This window comes from Spiroplasma tabanidicola (assembly GCF_009730595.1).
Classification (GTDB): domain Bacteria; phylum Bacillota_I; class Bacilli_A; order Mycoplasmatales; family Mycoplasmataceae; genus Spiroplasma_A; species Spiroplasma_A tabanidicola.
In genome coordinates, this window is record NZ_CP046276.1 from 68679 (window position 1) to 90000 (window position 21322).

The window sequence follows — 21322 nt, forward strand, 5'->3', positions numbered from 1 at the left end:
AATAATAAGTTTCTATAGAAAGGTTGTTTTTATATGCCAAAAGTAATAGATAAAAAGATAAAATTAATTGCTATTAAAAAGTTTTTAGCTAGAGAAAAAACTTCTAAAATCTCTGAAGAATTAAACTTAAAAAGTGGTTATGTTCAAATAAAACAATGAGTAAAAAGATATAATATTAACGAATTAGAAAGCGAATTAAATTTTTCGCCTTGTGAGGTTAATATTTATATGAAAAAAGACATTGAAAATAAATTGCTTAAAGATGAAAATAAGAAACTTGAAAAAGAATTAAACAAACTTAAAAAAGAAAAGTTAAAAGATAAGGCAAAAATTGAGTTTTTGGAAAAGCGCATGCCTTCTTGCATGAATTTATTGAAAACTCAAATGAAGATACAAACAAGTAAGAAGGCCTGAAAAAACAATGCATATAATGTGATTTATTTTGATGACTCTTGTGAACTAAATATGAAAGATAAATGTAAAGCTCTATTTGTTAATTTTTCTAATTATGCTAAATGAAAAAAGAAAAATAAAGAAGAGCTTTTACAAAATAAAACAATAGAATTAAAAAGAAAATATAATGATCAAGCAGTTGTTTTAATAAATAAGTTTACAAAAACAATGGTTCATCTGGTTCTAGAAATGTTAGCTCTTTAATAAGTGATGAGTTTAAAGTTAATATTAGTTATAAGATAATAAATGAATTACGAAATAACAAGTTAGTAAATTTAGAAAAAATTAATAGAGAACATAAAAGACAAAATCTCCAAAGAGGTAATGTTGTACCTGATCTAATTAAGAAAGATTTTAGTACTCAATATAATTTACAAAAAGTAGGAATGGACGGTTCATATTTAGACCTTATAATTAAAGGCAAAAAAGTTAAAATACTTGGTGAGTTTGCATATAATTGATATAACAGAGATATGATTGCTTATAATTTTTCTTTAAGTGAAAACTCAGAAGTTGTTGTAAAAACAATTAAAGAGGTAATAAAAGTTATAAGCAAATACAAAGTAGATTTTACAATACTTCAAACTGATCGAGGAACTGCAAATGCATCATATGCGGTAAAAGATTTAATTAATTCATGTCCAAATTTAGTTTTATCAATGTCTGAAGCTGGATTTAAACATAACGCACCAACAGAAGCTTTAAACGGTTGATACAAAGACTGTTTTTTTGCAGAATATGGAAATGAATTTAAAAGCATCATAGAGTTTAAATTATTTTTTGATGAATTCATTATTAAAAGAAATAATTTACAAAATTATTTATATAATAAAAAAAGAAACCAAATATCATAAGATATTTTTGGTCTCTTTAAGGTTGTCTATTCTGATACATAAAATATCTTTATTATTATTTTTAAGCACAAAGTTTCATCCTAAATCTTTATAAAAAAAAATATTAGTTTTTTTTCTTATATTATCTAATGTTAATCATACCAATTTTGCTTCAATAATATTGGGAAATTGTTTTTCTATATCTTTTTGAAGTTTTATAACATATTCATTATTATGCAAACAACTAAAATATGGTTTCATTTTATTTTATCCTTTCTTTCTTTTCGCTGAAAGAACTTCCTACATTTTTTAAATCAGTATTTTTATTTACTTTTAAAGTTGATCGATTATTTCATAAATCGTTACTTCTTTTTAACTGATCATTATAAACTTTTTCATCAATAGCTAGTTTTTTCATATTTTCTTCTAAAAGCTGAAAATATTTAACGCCCATTATTAGAAAATGATAATCTTCAATAGTTTTAGAACAAATATTACAAATAGTGTTTTTAGTTAAGAAATAATCATTTTTTTCGTTATTATTTACATTAATTTCTGTAGATGTAAAACCGTGCTCACAATTATTCATAATTTCTCCGCCCGTTTTATCTATTTATTTTTTTTTCTTCTCTTTTATTTAAAAACTCTGTATTTAGGTTTCTGGTTTTATCTACATTTAAAGATTTTTTATCATTAAATAATTCTTTCACTTGTTCTTTATTTTTGTTTCAATCACTAACTATTTCTTTTTGTTGTTCTATAGTAGGTTAGTTAAAGACTTTATTTACACTATTAAATACTTTGTTAAATTCTTTCATAGGGTTCATATCTTTAGTTGCTTTTGTTCATGAATTAATGTAATTAGAAGCTATTTTTTTAGTTTTTTCATTTTCTATTCCTACATTTTTTCACTTACTCAAGCAAACATTTCAGCTTGTGTTTCTTTAACACCACGAATGTGTCCTTCGTAACCTAAATTATCTGTATTGTGTTCTAAATATATATGACCAAATTCATGTAGTAAAGTTTGATTTTTTAAATCCGGATCACTATCAACTGATATATTGATTTTTTTACCATCTGTATAACCAGCTTCTCCTTTTTCGCTAAGACTATAATTAAGGGCAAAAGGTTTAATAGATTGTAAGTATTCAACAAGATAATTAAACTCTGGATTTTTTATTTTATTTTGAAAGTTTTCTTCAACAATTTTATTTATCTCTTCTTCTTTTAAATTGGTTTGTTTAGCATCAAAAAGGGGTTGTTTTTTATATTTCATATATGTATCTACACATTTATTTGAACCGCACTTTGATGCTATTCCATGTTCTTTACACATTGGTAGGGGAGATAAAACATATAAAGCTTTTGCTCCTTTGTTGACATTGACTCCTCCTTTTTGTCATGCGTTATATGTTTTTAACTCAGTTATATTTTTGGACTGACTCATTAAAAGTAATGCATTTTTAAATGAGTATTTTTGAAAAATATTGGTTTTTTTATTGTATTTAATCAAGTCATTTACTAATAATTCTATTGATTCTGGGTTTTTAAAAGCTTCTTCTAATTCTTAATATAATTCTGCTTCAATTTCTTTGACTTCTATATTTTTAATGTTACTAAAATCAATCATCGTTCAAACCTTTAAATGAATCTGTGAAATTATTTAAGTTTTCTTCATATTCTTTTTTGTTTTTTGAATTTTCTAAAGATATCTCAGCTTTTAAAAAATTAGCTATTTTTTTATTTTTTTCTTCTTTTTTCATCTTAAATTTCTCTTTTCTTATTTTTTTCTTTTCTTTACTTTAATAATTATTTCTACACCAAAAATTTAAGTTTTTTTTACAATAAATTATAAACTTTTAATTTTTTAAGAAAGGTGTTGTTATAGATATCATTACCTATTTTTTCTAGTGAAGAAAGAGTGTATTCAACTATGTTTAAATAACTTTCATAAAAATTATGATCATCTTCTTTTGAAGCAATTCTTAAAATCATTTCTTTTTTTCTTGAATCTAAATAAAAAAAATTTTTTATATAACAAATAAATATCTCTTTAAAAATTTTAGAATTTAAAAATTCCGTATATATTATTGCAACTAAAAAATTATTAGAATAGTTATTATTTAATTTGTTTTCTTTATCAAAAAATGAATACATTTTATTTCTTTCTTTATCATTTATAAAATCTTCAATAAACATTATTTTTATGTCACTATATAAACTTACAACATCAGATAATTTAATTCTACTCATATGTAATTCGTTTCATTTATAAATTATTTAAAACTATTTTAACAACATATTTTTCCCACTCATATAAAGCTTTTTTAAAAAATAATTCTTAATAAAATATGATCGATTTCAATTTGGTTCTTATACAAAATTATATTTTCAAAAGTCTTTATATCATAAATATTTTTCGATATGTAACCACTCCTTTATTAATTTCTTGCAAAAACAAGAAATTAATAAATTCATTATAAAAAAACAAAAAAATTTTCCCCGGGGAAAGAAAAAACCACGTAAGCGGTTTTTTAAGCATCAAAAATTCTATCATTTTCATCTGAATCTAAAAATCTTTTAATTTTCATATTAATATCATGGGCTATGCTTTTCAAACTTCTTTTCGTCTTTTGTTTGTTTCTTCTTTTTTCATCTTAAATGTCTTTTTTCTTATTTTTTTCATTTTGTTTTTCTATTTTTTTTAAAGCAGCATTTTTATTTACTTTTAAAGTACTTTTTTCTTTATTCAAATAACTATATTTATCTATTTAGTTTTTCATTTCTTCAAACGAAATTTCTTTTTTTTCTACTTCAAATTGAAAATTAAATATCATATCTAAACTTATATCGCCTTGATCTAAATAAAATTCTTTTTTATCAAGATCTGCTATAACAGAAAACACACAATTTTCTATATTGTCATTTTCGTTAAAATCTTGTTCTAGTTTAATGCCTCTTTCAAAACTTGTATCTTCTTTAAAAGCTTCTTGTATAGTTTTTTTTAAAAAAGGTTCACCATCAAAAAAATTTCAATAACATTAAACTTGATATTTTTTATTTGGTTAAAATTAGCAGAACAATAGTGCAAAACTCTTTTTTCGATATGTAACCACTCCTTTATTAATTTCTTGCAAAAACAAGAAATTAATAAATTCATTATAACAAAACAAAAAAATTTTCCCCGGGGAAAGAAAAAAACCACATAAGCGGTTTTTTAAGCATCAAAAATTCTTTCGTTTTCTTCTGAATCTAAAAATCTTTTAATTTTCATATTAATATCATGGGCTATGCTTTTAAATTCTTGTTCGATATAATCTCACTTTTCTAATAATATTATTGATTCTTTTCAAACTTCTTTTCGTCTTTTATTTGTTTCTTCAATTCTTTTATTTGTTTCTTCAATTCTTTTATTTGTTTCTTCAATTCTTTTATTTGTTTCTTCAATTCTTTTATTTGTTTCTTCAATTCTTTTATTTGTTTCTTCAATTCTTTTATTCATTTCTTCATTTCATTTCAAAGCTTGAATAAATTTTTTATTCATTTCTTCAATTTTTTTATTATTTTTTTTCATTCATTTTTTTTGCTCTTTTAAAAAATCATCCATAATTTAAATTTCCTTTTTTTAATTTTAACATTTTAATTACTTAATTTTATTAAATTCTTTTTTTATCCCATTAGATATTTTTTTTAATTCAGCCTTTTTATTAATTTTTAAAGTGCTATCATTTTCTAAAAAATTATCAATATCATTTTTAAGTGCACTCAAATTGTTTTTCGCTATTAAAGCATTTTTCACTTTTTTATTTAAAATAAAGTTTTGTGCTAAAATTTCTTTATTTTCTTGTGATAGTTTGTTTATTTCTTGTGATAGTTTGTTTGTTTCTTGTGATAGTTTGTTTGTTTCTTTTTCTATTTTTTCTTTTTCTTGTTCTATTTTGTTTTTTTCTTGTGATAGTTTGTTTTTTTCTTGTGATAGTTTGTTTTTTTCTTGTTCTATTTTTTCTTTTTCTTGTGATACACTAACTATTTTTTTAGTTTTATTCTCGCTTTCTTGTCTTAATTTTTCATAATTAATTTCAAGTTCTATTATATAGTGTTGATAATTTTCTATTAGTTTTCTATCATTTTTTAAAGCTTCAAGTTCAGCTAAAGTAATATTTATGTCTGCAAATAAACTATCTTCTTTAGCATTATCTCTTTTTAAGTGTGTTTTGTCTGGAACAATAATATTAGTAAGTCTTTTAATATGATATTTAATATGGCCTTTTAAAAAAAATCATACTTTAAACAGGGAAAAATAAATTCTACACAAGAAAGAGGTGTAGAATTTTTTATGTCAAAAAATTTAACAATAGAACAATGAGCTGAGATAATTGGAATATATAAAACAAAAGGAATTAAAATAGCTGAACAAGAGTATCGTAAATTTAAATTAAAAGAAATTAAATTTTCGCAAAATCTTCAAAAAAGAATAAAACAAAAAGCTTATTTATTAGATAATTATGGTATGAAAAGTTTAAAAAGAAAAAAAGGTTCAGGAAGACATAAAAAGAGAGATGATTCTGATATTCCTGGAATAATTAATGATCTAACAGAAGAACAAAAACGTGAAATAATCTAAGATTGAATAAAAAACCAAAGAGATAAAAGAGAGAAAGAATCCATTAATAAAATAAAATCATTAAATATTAGTACGAAGGCAAGAATTATATCAATGCATAAAACAACTTTTTATAAAAAGCAAAAAATTAGAAGTTATAAATACAATAATTTAAAAAGTGAAGTTGTGAAAATCTTAAGTGAGTCTAAGTTTATCTATGGCAGTAGAAAAATAAGTATATTATTAGAAAAAGAAAAAATATTCATATGCGATAGAACTTTAAGACATTATTTAAAAAGATGAGGTTATATAATCAAAACAAGAATTAAAAAAAGAAAACAAGAATCGAAAAATATTTATGCTAAATATAAAGACTTAGTTAAACGCAATTATAATCCAAGTATTGATAATATTATTGCGACTGATGTATCTTACATACCTGGTTTGGTAGAAGGAAATTATTATTATATATCTGCGGCTATTAGTCATAAAACTAAAAAAATTGAGTCATGATGCTTGTCAAAAAATAATAATACACAGTTGGTTGTTGATACTATAACTAAAATTAATAAATCTAATTTTATTCTACATTCAGATCATGGTTCTCAATATTCAAGTAACGAGGTTACTGAATTAGTAAAACAGATAAATGGCCAAACTTCAATGAGCAGAGTTGGTAATTCCTTAGATAATAGAGAAATTGAATATTTTTTTAGTTGTTTAAAAGGAGAATATCTAAATCATATTAATACAAGCAAAATGAGCTTCAAAGAAATTTTTAACCATATAGATTGGTATAATAAAAAAAGAATACAAAAAGTTTTAAATTGAAAAACGCCAGCTAGTGCCTGCGTTAATATTTAAAACTGTAGAATTTATTTTTCCCAGTTTAATTACAGGAGAAGATTTAAAATTAACTCCAGAAGCTAACACAAAAGATGCTGCAGTTACAGCAGCTGTTGATAAAATTAAAGCAAAATTAAGTGTTGATGTAGTATTAGATACTGACTTTACAGTAGGAGAAAAAGACTATACCGAAGCTAAATCAGATACAACTGGATCATTAAAAATTACTTCTAAATCAGGAAGCAAAGTTTTAACTGAAGGAAAAACAGTAACATTTAGTTTAGCATTTAAAGCTGAAGAGGCTGCAAAAACTCCAGTATTGTCTTTTGGAGATGAAGTATCTCAAAATGCAGTGGAAATAAGCATGAAAGAAAACAGTGCAAAAAAAACTATCACAATTAAAGTTGAAAATCCTACAAAGGATGTAAAGCCAACAGTTAAAAAATCTGGTGATGATAGTAATGCGAAACTAGAAATATGTCAAGTTTCTGGTGATAATGAAACATATACTGTTGAGTTAACAGGAAAAGCAAAAACAGATAGTAGTCCAATTGAAGTAACTGTTAAATATACAGGAGCAACAAAAGATTTAACTTTAAATGTTACTGTAAAAGAATAAAACAAAATATTAAAAAAACTTTGAAATTTATCTAATAATTTTCAAAGTTTTTTAATTGTTTTTTTATTAAAAAACTAAAATAACTACGCTTAATAAATAATAAATTTTTATAAAGCGTTCAATTAAGGAAAACTGAGAAAAAATACTTACAATTGAACTTGTCAATTAAAATTGACATTAAAAAGATACTTTCTCCATACGAAATTCGTATGGAGTTTTTTTATACTTTAATGAAGGTCTTACGTAATTATAAAACTCAATATAATCAGAAATTACATTATATATATTAGAATAATTTAGCTCACTTACTTTATAAGTATAAATACACTCGTTTTTTAAAGTTCAAAAAAACGATTCGTATGCACCGTTATTAGGAGAATTTCCTCTTCTCGACATAGAAATCTTTATATTATTAGAATTACATAAATATTTTCAAGTCTTGTTTGTGTATGGCCAACCTTGATCAGAATGAATAAGTTTTGGTTTACCTTTTTTTGTGATTGCAGGTTTTAAATTTGTATGGCAAAGTTCATTATCAGGTTTTTTAGAAAGTTTTCAATCTACTATTTCTGAATTGTATAAGTCTTTAATGGCTGATAAATAAACCATCCCTGAACTTGTTTTAATGTAAGTAACATCTGTAACCCATTTTTCATTTAAGTTATTTGCTTTAAAATTTCTGTTTAAAATATTTTTAAATCTTAATGGACCTGATTTATCATAATCGGGTACTCTTTTCTTTTTGACTGCCTTAATGCCTAATATTTTCATATATCTGTATAAAACCCAAGGTTTTAAGTTCATTTTAAAATACTTATTTAACATGAGTGTAATCATATTGTAGCCATAACGTTTTTAAAAAGATTATGTATATAAATGATTTTGTTAGCAATTTTTGTATCATAGTTTTTGTATTTAGGTTTACCTGTTTTTAATCATTTTAAATAACCATATCTTGATACTCCTAAGTATTTACAAACTATTTTTAATGAAAAACACTTTTTCTCATTAAAAATAGCGAAGTACTTTTCCTTAACAGTCTTCGCCAAATGCTTTTTTAAAGCGCGCTATAATTTTAACGCTTCTCTCAATTCTTCTAAACTCATATCATCAGGATCTTTAAATAACCAATCATGAGATTTGAATTTCTTAATATTACTTTTAGCTTGAACTCCATTACCTCATTCTAAAGCACCTTCACCTTCAGTTCTTATTTCATGTTTTTATCTCTTAATAGTACTGGTACTTAAATTAAATTTTACTGCAGTATTAATTATTCCAACTTCTTTTGCCTCATTAACTATGTTAATTTTTTCTTGTTTTGATCATTGTTTTGCCGTATAAAAAGAACACCTTTCAATTAAATTTTAACAATAAAAGTACTTTTTTACTGTCAATTTTATTTTAGATGTTCATATGATATCTTTTTTTACTTTTTCTTGAATTTTTAACTTATATTCTTCTGAAGTAGAAGTTTGAAAACCAAATTTTAAAGTATGTACATTTAAGTCTTTTATGTCATATCTTTTATCTGGACTTGGATCAGAAGTAGCTTTATTTTGTCTAATGTCACTAACATAATTTCTTCAATAAGCTATAACACCTTCGTAAGATAATTTCATAAAATCTTCACTATTAGCATTATTTCAACCTTTATAATTAATCATATAATTTCTTAAATGATTTCCGTGTGAAGTAGATCAATAACTAGAGATAAGATTTCTATCTTGATTAATTTCGTTTATGTCTTCTATAAAATCTCCATATTTTTTATTAACATACATAAACTTTTGCAAAAAGAAAGGCGGATTTTTTTTATCATTTAAATCTTTATTTGTTTTTGTTTCAATAACAAAATGATATAAACCTTCATATGTTTGTATAGTTGTGTCATTTTTATTTACTTTATAAACATTTTTATCATTTTCAACAGATGTTTCTAAATTTGTATCTATTTTTCATCTAGAAACTGAATTAAAAGTTTCATTATTTCACGAATTAGAAAAACCAACTCCACCAACTTCGCTAGCTAAAGCTATGTAACCTTGTTCATAATCATTTTTGTTTTTTGAATCTATTTTGTAATTATCACTACTTACAGGGTCTAATTCAAAACTAACATCTTTTTTTGATGGTTTATTAACTCAAATTAATTGTTCTCTTGTTCCTGTTAATGGATTAATTGTTGGGTCATAATTTGGGTTATCTTCTTTATCTCCAGTTACTTTATTTGTAATAGTAGGGGATGTTAGTTTTTCAAAATCTGGATTATTTGAATTTCAATTCATCATTGTTAAATCAAGAGTATCCATACTATTTTCTATAATAATAGTTATTGAGTATTTTCCACCTTGATCCCCCAAAATATTTGGATTTTTATCATGAACAATTAAAATTTCATAACTTGTTGAATTTGTTTTATCAATTTGTCCATCGTCAAACTTAACCGGAAGATGTTCTAAAGTATAAGAATAAAAACCATTATATCCATTAAGTTGTTGACCATTAATAGAGATGTGATCATAATCCTTAGAATTTGGGTCAGTTTTCTTTTCTGCAAAACTTAAACCTACTGTTGTGTGAAATTTTATTTTTCCACCGTTATAACTACTAGATAAACCACCACCAGAATTAATAACTTCTTCTTTATCTTGAACAACAGTTATTCCATCTCTATCAATAATGTTTCCTGGAGACCATGTAATTCTTTGTGCTATATTTTTATTTCAAAAATCCGCAGAAAGACTAAAATCTATATAAGTTTTAAAAGTTCATTTTTCTTGTCTTATTTGTTGATAATCCTTAGTGTTAAAAGTAAATTGTGTTAGAGCATATGGTTTATTTCCATTGTCATCTCAAGAACTTTGTTTAGGAATTGTTATTTCTAAACTCGTTTTTCCACCAGAATAGCTATTATATAAATAATCTAAAATATATCTTTGACCATCAAAACAATTTACTATTCTATTTTCAACTTCTTCTTTGACTTTTTGATAAACAGAAGAATCGTTAATATTTGTAGTTGTTGAACTTGAAACTTTTATGTGACGAGCTTCAACTCCGTTTTTATCATAATTATCAATTTTTCCTTTTCCTAAATAATTAGTATTGTTGTTTAATTTATTAAAATAATCGCCTCATTTAAATGTAGAATATAAATCTATTTGTTCATTTCTAAAAGATAAAAAGCAAGCATGATTATTACCAGAATTGCTTCAATTTATATATCCATACAAAGAAATTGTAAAAATTATTCTATTCCCAGATTCATGAATATATAATTCATATCACAATGTTTCTTTATCGTGGTCTGGTTCTCTTCTTAAATAACCAGAAGATATTGATCTACCTATATCTGATTTTTTTATATTATAACTTTCATTATATAAAGGTGGATCAAAACCATTAGCTTTATTATTTTTAGCATCTACCGGCTTATGAAATCATCCCCAACCAATAGCGCCGTCTCAAAAATTATAAGTATAATCAAATTTAATACTTACTGAATTATAATTTCTTCAAAAATCATCTTTGTTATAACTATATTTACTATATTCAAAACTATATACATCAAAACTTACACTTTGTGTTTGGAGTTTAGGTTGTGATCAAAACGATTGTCCATAGTTATAACTAAATCAATATTTTCCGACAGGATCTACACTCTCTTTGTAATCAGTTCTATCAATATATATTCATTTTGCCTTGTCGCTATTAAATCCTGTATCATGAACCGTTGGATAAAATCCTCCTTCAGTAGAAATTTTATTAGTTATGCTATTAGTTTTTTGTTTTTCAAAATCTAGATTGTTCAAATTTTTGTTCTGTCTGAAAAAAATAAACAATATAATAAAACTTGTAATAAACAAAAAACTAATAATTATTAAATTTTTGTATTTTTTCATAAATACCCCCTTAGTTTTTAATTATACAAATTTTTAAAAATAAAAAAAAAGAAGTTTTAAAAACTTCTTTTATTTTGAATATTTTTCTATCATTTTATCAAAATCGTTTTTTAATTGCTCATAAACTTCTGGGCTTTCTTCTTTAAGATCTTTAACTGCATCTTTAAGTGATTTTAAAAATTCTTCTTTAGAATTTAGTGGAATAATTGTTTGATTTTCTGGTAATTTGCTAGCATCTATTTTGCATATTTTGTAAGCAGACTCACTCAAATAAATTCACATTTTATTACATTCTACTCTCTGCTCAAAAGTTGGTTCGCCATCTACTACGATTTTTTCTAGTGGTACATATTTATCTAACATTTCTTTATGTTTAGCTACTAATTCATCTAAACTAAGTTCTGGTTCTGAAGTTTCGTTCCCGCTATCACTATCTTTTTTTGTATCATCGTTACCGCACGCAACAGCAACACTGCTTGAGGTAGCAACCATTCCCATTGCTCCTAATAAACTTAATAATTTCTTCATTTTTTTCTCCTTTTTTAAAGCTATTTAAATTATATCAAAAAATAAAAAAGAACCCTTTTTAAAGTTCTTTTTTATTATGCACAAGTGCACAAAACAAGAAATATATATCAATAACCTGAAAATAACTTTGTGTTATTTAGAGCCGAAAAATTCTTTTCGACAAAAAAAATATAACACACTATTTTTTTTATTTTTAAAAAAAAAATAAAAACTCTTATAAGAAACATAAACAAGCATAAATTTTTATTTTGACTTATATTACCACTTTGCTTTTTTTCGTTGGGTTCTACACGGGTTCTACACCTAATTTAACCTTTTTAAGTATTTAAAAAACTATAAATTTAAATCATCATAAATTTTAATAAAATTTTCAATTTCAGCTTTATCTTTTAAAAGTTTAAAGTTTAAAAAAAAATAAAAAAACAATATAAATAAATATCATAAATAATTAAAATTTGATAATTTTTTATTTTCAATTAAAAATTTTAAATCAAATGTAAAAAAGTATAAAAGAAAAAACACCATCATAAATAAATTGAATATCCAACAAAATAATTGTCTATTTTGTTCTTTTTTTAATTTTTCCATATTTGAATCTCCTTAGTAAAAAAGATATCACAAAAGTGCAGGGAAATAAAAAAACAGAAATAAATCTGTTTTTTTATTTGGTTTTGCTTTTTCCTTTTACAACCACAAATTCAACTCTATCTTTTATATCTGCTTTTTTATCAACTTTTAAAGTGTTTTGTTTTTCAACTAAAGTTTTTTTAATCTCTTTAATAATTTTTTTAGCTTCTTTTAAAGTTTCATAATGAGATTCATAACCTCCAGCTAAACCTTTAGCAAATTCATATTCAGCTGCAAAATCAGGATCAGGATAAACACCATCATTTTCTTGTAGTTCTTCTTCTAAATTTTCATATTGATTATTATAGTACTTATAATCTTTTTTTATTTCTTCTAATTTTAAATTTATAAAATTTTCTAAATCTGTAAACTTCATTTTTCTCCTTGTGAATCAACAAAACCAAAATATTTATTAATAATTTGTTTATTTTCTTTAACATATTGTTTTAGCTCTTTTTTAAAGATACTTTTTATAAGTTCTATTTTTTTAAAAGAAAGATTTTTTAAAGGGATACATAAAATATCTTCATTATTATTTTTAAGCACAAAATTTCATCCTAAATCTTTATAAAAAAAATTATTAGTTTTTTCTCTTACGTTATCTAACGTTAATCAGACCAAATTTGCTTCAATAATATTGGGAAATTGTTTTTCTATATCTTTTTGAAGTTTTATAACATATTCATTATTATGCAAACAATTAAAATACGGTTTCATTTTATTTATTCCTTTCTTTCTTTTTATTTAAAGAACTTCCTACTTTTTTTAAATCAGCATTTTTATTTACTTTTAAAGTTGATTGATTGTTTCATAAATCGTTACTTCTTTTTAACTGATCATTGTAAACTTTTTCGTCAATAGCTAGTTCTTTCATATTTTCTTCTAAAAGCTGAAAATATTTAACACCCATTATTCGAAAATGATAATCTTCAATAGTTTTAGAACAAATATTACAAATAGTGTTTTTAGTTAAGAAATATTCATTTTTTTCATTATTATTTACATTGATTTCTGTAGATGTGAAACCATGCTCACAATTATTCATATTTTCTCCGCCCGTTTTATCTATTTATTTTTTTTTCTTCTTTTTTATTTAAAAACTCTATATTTAGGTTTCTGGTTTTATCTACATTTAAAGTTTTTTTATCATTAAATAATTCTTTCACTTGTTCTTTATTTTTGTTTCAATCACTAACTATTTCTTTTTGTTGTTCTATAGTTGGTTTGTTAAAGACTTTGTTTACACTATTAAATACTTTGTTGAATTCTTTCATAGGGTTCATATCTTTAGTTTCTTTTGTTCATGAATTAATGTAATTAGAAGCTATTTTTTTAGTTTTTTCATTTTCTATTCCCAACATTTTTTCACTTACTCAAGCAAACATTTCAGCTTGTGTTTCTTTAACACCGCGAATGTGTCCTTCGTAACCTAAATTATCTGTATTGTGTTCTAAATATATATGACCAAATTCATGTAGTAAAGTTTGATTTTTTAAATCCGGATCACTATCAACTGATATATTGATTTTTTTACCGTCTGTGTATCCAGCTTCTCCTTTTTCGCTAAGACTATAATTAAGGGCAAAAGGTTTAATAGATTGTAAGTATTCAACAAGATAATTAAACTCTGGATTTTTTATTTTATTTTGAAAGTTTTCTTCAACAATTTTATTTATCTCTTCTTCTTTTAAATTGGTTTGTTTAGCATCAAAAAGGGGTTGTTTTTTATATTTCATATATGTATCTACACATTTATTTGAACCGCACTTTGATGCTATTCCATGTTCTTTACACATTGGTAGGGGAGATAAAACATATAAAGCTTTTGCTCCTTTGTTGACATTGACTCCTCCTTTTTGTCATGCGTTATATGTTTTTAACTCAGTTATATTTTTGGACTGACTCATTAAAAGTAATGCATTTTTAAATGAGTATTTTTGAAAAATATTGGTTTTTTTATTGTATTTAATCAAGTCATTTACTAATAATTCTATTGATTCTGGGTTTTTAAAAGCTTCTTCTAATTCTTAATATAATTCTGCTTCAATTTCTTTGACTTCTATATTTTTAATGTTACTAAAATCAATCATCGTTCAAACCTTTAAATGAATCTGTGAAATTATTTAAGTTTTCTTCATACACTTTTTTGTTTTTTGAATTTTCTAAAGATATCTCAGCTTTTAAAAAATTAGCTATTTTTTTATTTTTTTCTTCTTTTTTCATCTTAAATTTCTCTTTTCTTATTTTTTTCTTTTCTTTACTTTAATAATTATTTCTACACCAAAAATTTAAGTTTTTTTTACAATAAATTATAAACTTTTAATTTTTTAAGAAAGGTGTTGTTATAGATATCATTACCTATTTTTTCTAGTGAAGAAAGAGTGTATTCAACTATGTTTAAATAACTTTCATAAAAATTATGATCATCTTCTTTTGAAGCAATTCTTAAAATCATTTCTTTTTTTCTTGAATCTAAATAAAAAAAATTTTTTATATAACAAATAAATATCTCTTTAAAAATTTTAGAATTTAAAAATTCCGTATATATTATTGCAACTAAAAAATTATTAGAATAGTTATTATTTAATTTGTTTTCTTTATCAAAAAATGAATACATTTTATTTCTTTCTTTATCATTTATAAAATCTTCAATAAACATTATTTTTATGTCACTATATAAACTTACAACATCAGATAATTTAATTCTACTCATATGTAATTCGTTTCATTTATAAATTATTTAAAACTATTTTAACAACATATTTTTCCCACTCATATAAAGCTTTTTTAAAAAATAATTCTTAATAAAATATGATCGATTTCAATTTGGTTCTTATACAAAATTATATTTTCAAAAGTCTTTATATCATAAATATTTTTCGATATGTAACCACTCCTTTATTAATTTCTTGCAAAAACAAGAAATTAATAAATTCATTATAACAAAACAAAAAAATTTTCCCCGGGGAAAGAAAAAAACCACGTAAGCGGTTTTTTAAGCATCAAAAATTCTATCATTTTCATCTGAATCTAAAAATCTTTTAATTTTCATATTAATATCATGGGCTATGCTTTTCAAACTTCTTTTCGTCTTTTGTTTGTTTCTTCTTTTTTCATCTTAAATGTCTTTTTTCTTATTTTTTTCATTTTGTTTTTCTATTTTTTTTAAAGCAGCATTTTTATTTACTTTTAAAGTACTTTTTTCTTTATTCAAATAACTATATTTATCTATTTAGTTTTTCATTTCTTCAAACGAAATTTCTTTTTTTTCTGCTTCAAATTGAAAATTAAATATCATATCTAAACTTATATCGCCTTGATCTAAATAAAATTTTTTTTTATCAAGATCTGCTATAACAGAAAACACACAATTTTCTATATTGTCATTTTCGTTAAAATCTTGTTCTAGTTTAATGCCTCTTTCAAAACTTGTATCTTTTTTAAAAGCTTCTTGTATAGTTTTGTTTAAAAAAGGTTCCCCATCAAAAAAATTCTCAATAACATTAAACTTGATATTTTTTATTTGGTTAAAATTAGCAGAACAATAGTGCAAAACTCTTTTTTGATATGTAACCACTCCTTTATTAATTTCTTGCAAAAACAAGAAATTAATAAATTCATTATAACAAAACAAAAAATTTTCCCCGGGGAAAGAAAAAAACCACATAAGCGGTTTTTTAAGCATCAAAAATTCTATCTTTTTCATCTGAATCTAAAAATCTTTTAATTTTCATATTAATATCATGAGCTATGCCTTTAAATTCTTGTTCTATATAATCTCACTTTTCTAATAATATTATAGTTTCTTTCCAAACTTCTTTTCGTCTTTTGTTTGTTTCTTCACTGCTTTTATTTATTTCTTCATTTCATTTATTTATTTCTTCACTTCTTTTATTTATTTCTTCATTTCATTTATTTATTTCTTCATTTCATTTATTTGTTTCTTCACTTCTTTTATTTATTTCTTCATTTCATTTCAAAGCTTGAATAAATTTTTTATTTGTTTCTTCAATTTTTTTATTATTTTTTTTCATTCATTTTTTTTGCTCTTTTAAAAAATCATCCATAATTTAAATTTCCTTTTTTTAATTTTAACATTTTAATTACTTAATTTTATTAAATTCTTTTTTTATCCCGTTAGATATTTTTTTTAATTTAGCCTTTTTATTAATTTTTAAAGTGCTATCATTTTCTAAAAAATTATCAATATCGTTTTTAAGTGCACTTAAATTGTTTTTTGCAATTAAAGCGTTTTTCACTTTTTTATTTAAAATAAAGTTTTCTGCTAAAACTTCTTTATTTTCTTGTTCTATTTTTTCTTTTTCTTGTGATAGTTTGTTTTTTTCTTGTTCTATTTTTTCTTTTTCTTGTGATACACTAACTATTTTTTTAGTTTTATTCTCACTTTCTTGTCTTAATTTTTCATAATTAATTTCAAGTTCTATTATATAGTGTTGATAATTTTCTATTACTTTTCTATTATTTCTTAAAGCTTCAAGTTCAGCTAAAGTAATATTTATGTCAGCAAACAAACTATCTTCTTTAGCATAATTTCTACTTAAATGAGTTTTGTTTGGCACAATAATATCATTAAGTTTTTTAATATGATATTTAATATGATTTTTTAAAGAAATATCATATTTAGAGATAACTTTCTCAATAGTTAAAATAATTTCTTGAGCTCTATCTCTGGGTCAAGTGCTAATTTTGTTATTGCTAAAATCTATAAAAGCCTTTTTTATCAAATTTATTATGTATTTCTTTATATTCTATTAATAACTTAGTAACAAAAGTCATATCTTCTTCACTTGATAGATCTTTTGATTCTTTTTCGATTCCTTTTTTAACTTCTTTAAATAGCTTACTATCTGATTTATTCTTTTTTTTCGTCTTCAACAGCCCCCAATATACTTTCTACTAATACAAATGCTTTAAACATAAACATTTGCATATCAGCACTATTTAATTCATTTTTATGTTTTTCTAAAAATTTTTCTAGATTTCCTTCTACAGAAATATCAAGTTCATAATTTTTGTGTTTAACTAAAAATATATTTATATCTTGTCTATCTTTTTTCATATTTATTTCCTCTCTAAATAACAAAATTATATCAAATAAAAAAAACCATTTTTGAATATCTAAAATAAAATTGACAGTAAAAAAGTACTTTTATTGTTAAAATTTTATGAAAAGTGTTATTTTTATATGGCAAAACAATGATCAAAAAACGAAAAAATTAAAATTATTGAAGAGTCTAAAAAAATTGGAATAACAGATGCTGCATTAAAATATGATGTTAGCACAAGTACAGTCAAAAGATGAAAATCAGAAATTAAAACTAAAGGTGAAGGCGCTCTTGAATGAGGGAACGGAATCCAAACAAAAGGAAATATTAAGAAATTTAAATCTCATGATTGAATTTTTAAAGACCCTGACGATATGACAACAGAAGAATTAAGAGAAGCTTTAAAATTGGAGCGAGCTCTAAAAAAGCATTTGGCGAAGACAACTAAAGAAAAGTACTTCGCTATTTTTAATTGTTCTAAAAAGTTTACTTTAACATTAACTTGTAAATATTTAAGCGTTTCACGATTTGGTTATTTAAAATGACTAAAAAATGGAAAACCTATGAACAAAAACTATAATCGAATTCTTGCTATAAAAATTAAATTTACTTTCTATTTATTTAAAGAATGTTTTGGTTACAACATGATAACTCTACTTTTAAACAAATATTTTAATCAAAACTTAAAACCATGAGTAGTTTATAGATATATGAAAATTAATAATTTAAAAGCAGTTCGAAAAAAAAGAGTACCTAAATATGATAAATCTGGTCCTTTGAGATATGAAAACTTATTGAAAAGGAACTGCAATGCAGATTGTTTAAATCAAAAATGAGTTACAGATGTTACTTATATAAAGACAGCATTAGGAAATGCATATTTATCTGTTATAAAAGATTTATATAATTCAGAAATTGTTGTTTGAAAATTATCTAACAGTCCTATTGGTAAATTATGTTATACAATCCTTATCTCTGTAATCAAAAAGAGAGGCACTCCTAATATTATTAATTCTGATCAAGGTAGTCCTTATACCAATGAAACTTGAAAAAGTTTATGTGATGAAAACAAGATAAGTATATCCATGTCAAGAAGAGGTAACTCTCCTGATAACGGAGCGTTCGAATCTTTTTTGGAACAATAAAAAATGAATGTATTTATACTTATAAAATAAAAGAGTTAAACTTTTCAAATATCTATACAATAATTTCAGATTATATTGATTTTTATAATTATGTTAGACCTATGTTGAAACATAAAAAAACTCCATACGAATTTCGTATGGAGAAAGTACATTTTTAATGTCAATTTTAATTGACAAGTTCAGTACATAGGGATTTTTTATATGTAAAAATAGAAAAAAATCTAAAGCTGTATTTTAAAAAGCTAAAAGTGTAAAAATTAAAATATGCTTTATTCATAGATAAAAATCATACTTAGTATATAAAAATACAATATAAAATTTTATAAATCTGCTGTAAAAAGAAGATTTGTTTACTAATTAAGAAAAAAATATAATTTTTGTATCTCTTTAAGGTTGTCTATTCTTGTTATTAAAAAATTTTAATTGAACATCAATAATTTGATTTTTATATTTATATATATATAATATAAATATGGCTATCAGCCATGAAAGGGAATAAAAAATATGAAAAAATTATTAAGTTTATTAGGAGCAATGGGATTAGTTGCTACTTCAGGTAGTGTTGCAGTTGCATGTAACAAGGGAGAAAAAGACGCAAAAACACCTGCTTTTGCAGATACTTTAAAAGCAAGTGAAGCAATGGTTGGAGTTAAAACTAGCATTGAAGTTTCAATTACAAATGGAGATTCAAAAACAGTTTTAACAGCTGTAGGAGATGATGTAAAAATTAATAAAGACGTTACAGTAGTTGTTGATAGTAACGATAAAAACAAATTTACAGTTACTTATACTGGAAAAGCTGAAGGTGTAGATGGAAAATTATCACTAGCTTATGGAGAATTAAAAAAAGATTTAACAGTTACAGTAGTTGCTGATGCAAGAAAAGATTTAACAGAATTATTATCAGGAGCTTTAGACTTAAAAAGTGATGCTGGAGCATACGATGAAGCTGGAGCTAAAACAGCTGCATTAGCTAAAATTAAAGAAAAATTAGCTGAATCAGGAGATCCAAAAGAAACAACTGATGTTGTATTTTCAGAATTTCAAGCATCTACAAGTACTAGCGTTGATGGTAAATTAGTTGCTACTGCATCTGAATCAAGCAGATTAGTAAAAGGTACAGCAACTTTTGTATTAAAACAAACTAGCTAATAAAATTTTTAAAAATCTATACAGTAATGTATAGATTTTTTATACTCTTTTTATTACTTTTAAAAACAATAGTCAGCAAAAGTGTGTTAATAACTAATATATTTTTCCCAAGACTTTATTTTTAGAGTTTTTTTAAAATATTCAATTAGTATATTTTCCTGGGCTCTTTGTTTTAATTTGCTTATGAGTTTTTTGTATATCATAAACATTCTTATCTTTATAAGTGGAGTTTTGTTGAACTTCAATTAATGGCATTCATTCACTAAATGAGTTTGAATATAATTGCCCATCAAAAGTTTCTACTAATAAAATTTTTTTTATAAAAGACTGGCTTGCCATTCGAGTGTGGTAAATAAAATTTATGTTAGTATTTTATTGTATATACTTTATTAATAGTTCGTTCAAATCTTCTTTATAAATAAAAGTCTATGTTTTTTTGTTCGTTAAAAATAGCAAAAGAGTTAATGATATTATTGAACTGAACTAAAAATTGTTAATTATATATTTTAATATATTATTTATACCAAATATATTATTTTTTGAGCTCCTTTGGTAGGCGATCTTGAAGTGTATTTTACAATCTTTCAATACGGCCTTTTGTTTGATGAACACTTGAAGTTGTTAGCTTAATTTCTAGTTATGACATAAGAATACGTATTGTGTTAAAGAATCAGAGTGTAGATCTGACTCTTTTTCTTTTTGACTGCAAAAAACAGTCCTTTTGTCAGTAAGTATTTCTTTAGGAGTCCCATATAACAATAAAACTTTTTTTGTTATATTTTAGTATCTCATAAGAGTTTATTCTTTACCAAAATATAAAGTTAAAACTTTACCTGTTGTATCACCTATAAAACCATGTAAATACCATTTCTCATTATCAACTTAGTAGTGGATCGACGCATCAGTTTGTAAGCGTTAACCAAACTTAGTTTTTTTCTTTTGCACAGGATGAATATTTTCTATCGAAAGCAAATTATTTAAATACTCTCATTTCTCAAGATTTTAAATATTGTCATTTTTTAATGAGTTAGTAATTTTTTGTTTAATCGTTTTTTTTAGTTACTTTATGAATTATTGGTGAATATAAATTATTCTCTTTTTATAAGTTAATTAAGTAAGTATATGAAACACTTATTTGTTGGTCTGATCAAAGTTTTTCTAAAAAGTGCTTATAGTTATATTCTTCATATTTATTAATGTACAAATCAATTATTTGCTCGCTTGTTTGCTATTTTTTTTTTATTTGATATTCTTCCTGTATTTTTGTGTATAAATGCTGTGTAACCATACTTTTTATATTTGTTGCTTAATAAGTTAACATTTCTTATTGTTTGACATATTTTTATTGCATAATCTTTTTTAGATAATTTTCCATTAATCACATCTTTAATTATTTCCATTTTGTTTTTTTTTATTTATTTTTAAATATATCCTCATATTTAAACTTCCCCTATAAATTATATACTTGGGTTATTTTTATTTGTTGTATATAGGGAAAATATCATATGTTATTGACATACACTATTTATAAAATTAATTAAA

32 protein-coding genes and 1 pseudogene are annotated in these 21322 nt (G+C 23.4%); 8 read left to right on the forward strand and 25 right to left on the reverse strand.

Going from position 1 to position 21322, the window contains the following annotated elements:
• Positions 1-33: 33 nt before the first annotated feature.
• Together STABA_RS00325 and STABA_RS00330 are read left to right on the forward strand one after the other, a co-directional pair.
• Positions 34-657 (forward strand): hypothetical protein, encoded by a 624-nt coding sequence (locus tag STABA_RS00325; protein ID WP_156005382.1) that lies wholly within the window; start codon positions 34-36, stop codon positions 655-657.
• 182 nt (positions 658-839) lie between these two features.
• Positions 840-1307 (forward strand): hypothetical protein, encoded by a 468-nt coding sequence (locus STABA_RS00330; RefSeq protein WP_156005384.1) that lies wholly within the window; start codon positions 840-842, stop codon positions 1305-1307.
• 241 nt (positions 1308-1548) lie between these two features.
• Here STABA_RS00330 and STABA_RS00335 read toward each other — a convergent pair whose 3' ends face one another.
• The 8 genes from STABA_RS00335 to STABA_RS00365 form a co-directional block, all read right to left on the reverse strand.
• Positions 1549-1875, reverse strand: a complete 327-nt coding sequence (locus STABA_RS00335) for a hypothetical protein (RefSeq protein WP_156005386.1) — start codon at positions 1873-1875, stop codon at positions 1549-1551.
• Between the two features lie 178 nt (positions 1876-2053).
• Positions 2054-2206: a hypothetical protein gene (locus STABA_RS00340; RefSeq protein ID WP_156005388.1), complete on the reverse strand. Its 153-nt coding sequence runs from the start codon at positions 2204-2206 to the stop codon at positions 2054-2056.
• Positions 2185-2802, reverse strand: coding sequence for an ImmA/IrrE family metallo-endopeptidase (locus STABA_RS00345; protein ID WP_156005390.1), 618 nt, complete (start codon positions 2800-2802; stop codon positions 2185-2187). The genes STABA_RS00340 and STABA_RS00345 overlap by 22 nt, the downstream gene beginning before the upstream one ends.
• Before the next feature lie 103 nt (positions 2803-2905).
• Complete coding sequence (locus tag STABA_RS00350) at positions 2906-3052, reverse strand: hypothetical protein (protein ID WP_156005392.1); 147 nt, start codon at positions 3050-3052, stop codon at positions 2906-2908.
• 76 nt (positions 3053-3128) lie between these two features.
• Positions 3129-3542 (reverse strand): hypothetical protein, encoded by a 414-nt coding sequence (locus STABA_RS00355; protein ID WP_156005393.1) that lies wholly within the window; start codon positions 3540-3542, stop codon positions 3129-3131.
• A 518-nt stretch (positions 3543-4060) separates the two neighbouring features.
• Complete coding sequence (locus STABA_RS05995; RefSeq protein WP_281349603.1) at positions 4061-4195, reverse strand: hypothetical protein; 135 nt, start codon at positions 4193-4195, stop codon at positions 4061-4063.
• A gap of 311 nt (positions 4196-4506) precedes the next feature.
• Entirely contained in the window at positions 4507-4896 is a 390-nt protein-coding gene (locus STABA_RS00360) for a coiled-coil domain-containing protein (RefSeq protein ID WP_156005395.1), read from the reverse strand.
• A gap of 36 nt (positions 4897-4932) precedes the next feature.
• Entirely contained in the window at positions 4933-5604 is a 672-nt protein-coding gene (locus STABA_RS00365; protein ID WP_156005397.1) for an SH3 domain-containing protein, read from the reverse strand.
• A 21-nt stretch (positions 5605-5625) separates the two neighbouring features.
• On the opposite strand from STABA_RS00365, the gene STABA_RS00370 reads away from it, so the two are divergent.
• The 3 genes from STABA_RS00370 (at position 5626) to STABA_RS00380 (ending at position 7357) form a co-directional block, all read left to right on the forward strand.
• Positions 5626-5913: a hypothetical protein gene (locus STABA_RS00370; protein WP_156005399.1), complete on the forward strand. Its 288-nt coding sequence runs from the start codon at positions 5626-5628 to the stop codon at positions 5911-5913.
• 93 nt (positions 5914-6006) lie between these two features.
• Positions 6007-6756 (forward strand): DDE-type integrase/transposase/recombinase, encoded by a 750-nt coding sequence (locus STABA_RS00375; protein ID WP_156005401.1) that lies wholly within the window; start codon positions 6007-6009, stop codon positions 6754-6756.
• Entirely contained in the window at positions 6737-7357 is a 621-nt protein-coding gene (locus tag STABA_RS00380) for a hypothetical protein (RefSeq protein WP_156005403.1), read from the forward strand. The genes STABA_RS00375 and STABA_RS00380 overlap by 20 nt, the downstream gene beginning before the upstream one ends.
• Positions 7358-7534: 177 nt before the next feature.
• Here STABA_RS00380 and STABA_RS00385 read toward each other — a convergent pair whose 3' ends face one another.
• The 16 genes from STABA_RS00385 to STABA_RS00455 form a co-directional block, all read right to left on the reverse strand.
• Positions 7535-8128, reverse strand: coding sequence for an IS3 family transposase (locus tag STABA_RS00385; protein ID WP_170264660.1), 594 nt, complete (start codon positions 8126-8128; stop codon positions 7535-7537).
• Between the two features lie 47 nt (positions 8129-8175).
• Positions 8176-8406, reverse strand: a complete 231-nt coding sequence (locus STABA_RS05820) for a hypothetical protein (RefSeq protein ID WP_170264661.1) — start codon at positions 8404-8406, stop codon at positions 8176-8178.
• A gap of 318 nt (positions 8407-8724) precedes the next feature.
• A complete protein-coding gene (locus STABA_RS00390) occupies positions 8725-11262 on the reverse strand; it encodes a hypothetical protein (RefSeq protein WP_156005407.1) in 2538 nt (845 codons plus the stop codon).
• 69 nt (positions 11263-11331) lie between these two features.
• The gene (locus STABA_RS00395) at positions 11332-11790 is read right to left on the reverse strand and encodes a lipoprotein (protein ID WP_156005409.1); all 459 of its coding nucleotides are present in this window, start codon (positions 11788-11790) and stop codon (positions 11332-11334) included.
• A 333-nt stretch (positions 11791-12123) separates the two neighbouring features.
• A complete protein-coding gene (locus STABA_RS00400) occupies positions 12124-12378 on the reverse strand; it encodes a hypothetical protein (protein ID WP_156005411.1) in 255 nt (84 codons plus the stop codon).
• A 73-nt stretch (positions 12379-12451) separates the two neighbouring features.
• On the reverse strand, positions 12452-12793 hold the full coding sequence (locus STABA_RS00405; RefSeq protein ID WP_156005413.1) for a hypothetical protein: 342 nt from the start codon (positions 12791-12793) through the stop codon (positions 12452-12454).
• On the reverse strand, positions 12775-13134 hold the full coding sequence (locus STABA_RS00410) for a hypothetical protein (RefSeq protein WP_156005415.1): 360 nt from the start codon (positions 13132-13134) through the stop codon (positions 12775-12777). The genes STABA_RS00405 and STABA_RS00410 overlap by 19 nt, the downstream gene beginning before the upstream one ends.
• A 1-nt stretch (position 13135) precedes the next feature.
• The gene (locus tag STABA_RS00415; RefSeq protein ID WP_156005417.1) at positions 13136-13462 is read right to left on the reverse strand and encodes a hypothetical protein; all 327 of its coding nucleotides are present in this window, start codon (positions 13460-13462) and stop codon (positions 13136-13138) included.
• Positions 13463-13478: 16 nt separating this feature from the next.
• Positions 13479-14390: an ImmA/IrrE family metallo-endopeptidase gene (locus STABA_RS00420; RefSeq protein ID WP_156005419.1), complete on the reverse strand. Its 912-nt coding sequence runs from the start codon at positions 14388-14390 to the stop codon at positions 13479-13481.
• 103 nt (positions 14391-14493) lie between these two features.
• Positions 14494-14640 (reverse strand): hypothetical protein, encoded by a 147-nt coding sequence (locus tag STABA_RS00425; RefSeq protein ID WP_156005421.1) that lies wholly within the window; start codon positions 14638-14640, stop codon positions 14494-14496.
• A 76-nt stretch (positions 14641-14716) separates the two neighbouring features.
• Entirely contained in the window at positions 14717-15130 is a 414-nt protein-coding gene (locus tag STABA_RS00430; protein WP_156005393.1) for a hypothetical protein, read from the reverse strand.
• A gap of 519 nt (positions 15131-15649) precedes the next feature.
• Positions 15650-16015, reverse strand: a complete 366-nt coding sequence (locus tag STABA_RS00435) for a hypothetical protein (RefSeq protein ID WP_170264662.1) — start codon at positions 16013-16015, stop codon at positions 15650-15652.
• A gap of 79 nt (positions 16016-16094) precedes the next feature.
• Complete coding sequence (locus STABA_RS00440) at positions 16095-16484, reverse strand: coiled-coil domain-containing protein (RefSeq protein ID WP_156005425.1); 390 nt, start codon at positions 16482-16484, stop codon at positions 16095-16097.
• Between the two features lie 36 nt (positions 16485-16520).
• On the reverse strand, positions 16521-17162 hold the full coding sequence (locus tag STABA_RS00445; protein ID WP_156005427.1) for a hypothetical protein: 642 nt from the start codon (positions 17160-17162) through the stop codon (positions 16521-16523).
• Entirely contained in the window at positions 17134-17313 is a 180-nt protein-coding gene (locus STABA_RS00450; protein WP_156005429.1) for a hypothetical protein, read from the reverse strand. Before STABA_RS00450 ends, STABA_RS00445 begins: the two co-directional genes overlap by 29 nt.
• Positions 17291-17497: a hypothetical protein gene (locus STABA_RS00455; protein WP_156005431.1), complete on the reverse strand. Its 207-nt coding sequence runs from the start codon at positions 17495-17497 to the stop codon at positions 17291-17293. The genes STABA_RS00450 and STABA_RS00455 overlap by 23 nt, the downstream gene beginning before the upstream one ends.
• 126 nt (positions 17498-17623) lie before the next feature.
• Between STABA_RS00455 and STABA_RS00460 the strand changes: the two genes are divergently transcribed.
• The 3 genes from STABA_RS00460 (at position 17624) to STABA_RS00470 (ending at position 19780) form a co-directional block, all read left to right on the forward strand.
• Positions 17624-18628 (forward strand): IS3 family transposase, encoded by a 1005-nt coding sequence (locus STABA_RS00460; RefSeq protein WP_156005433.1) that lies wholly within the window; start codon positions 17624-17626, stop codon positions 18626-18628.
• Between the two features lie 35 nt (positions 18629-18663).
• A complete protein-coding gene (locus tag STABA_RS06055) occupies positions 18664-18786 on the forward strand; it encodes an IS3 family transposase (protein ID WP_425505171.1) in 123 nt (40 codons plus the stop codon).
• A 346-nt stretch (positions 18787-19132) separates the two neighbouring features.
• A complete protein-coding gene (locus STABA_RS00470; protein WP_156005435.1) occupies positions 19133-19780 on the forward strand; it encodes a lipoprotein in 648 nt (215 codons plus the stop codon).
• 132 nt (positions 19781-19912) lie between these two features.
• Here STABA_RS00470 and STABA_RS06060 read toward each other — a convergent pair.
• Positions 19913-21180 (reverse strand): annotated as a pseudogene (locus STABA_RS06060) (transposase family protein).
• Positions 21181-21322 lie beyond the last annotated feature (142 nt).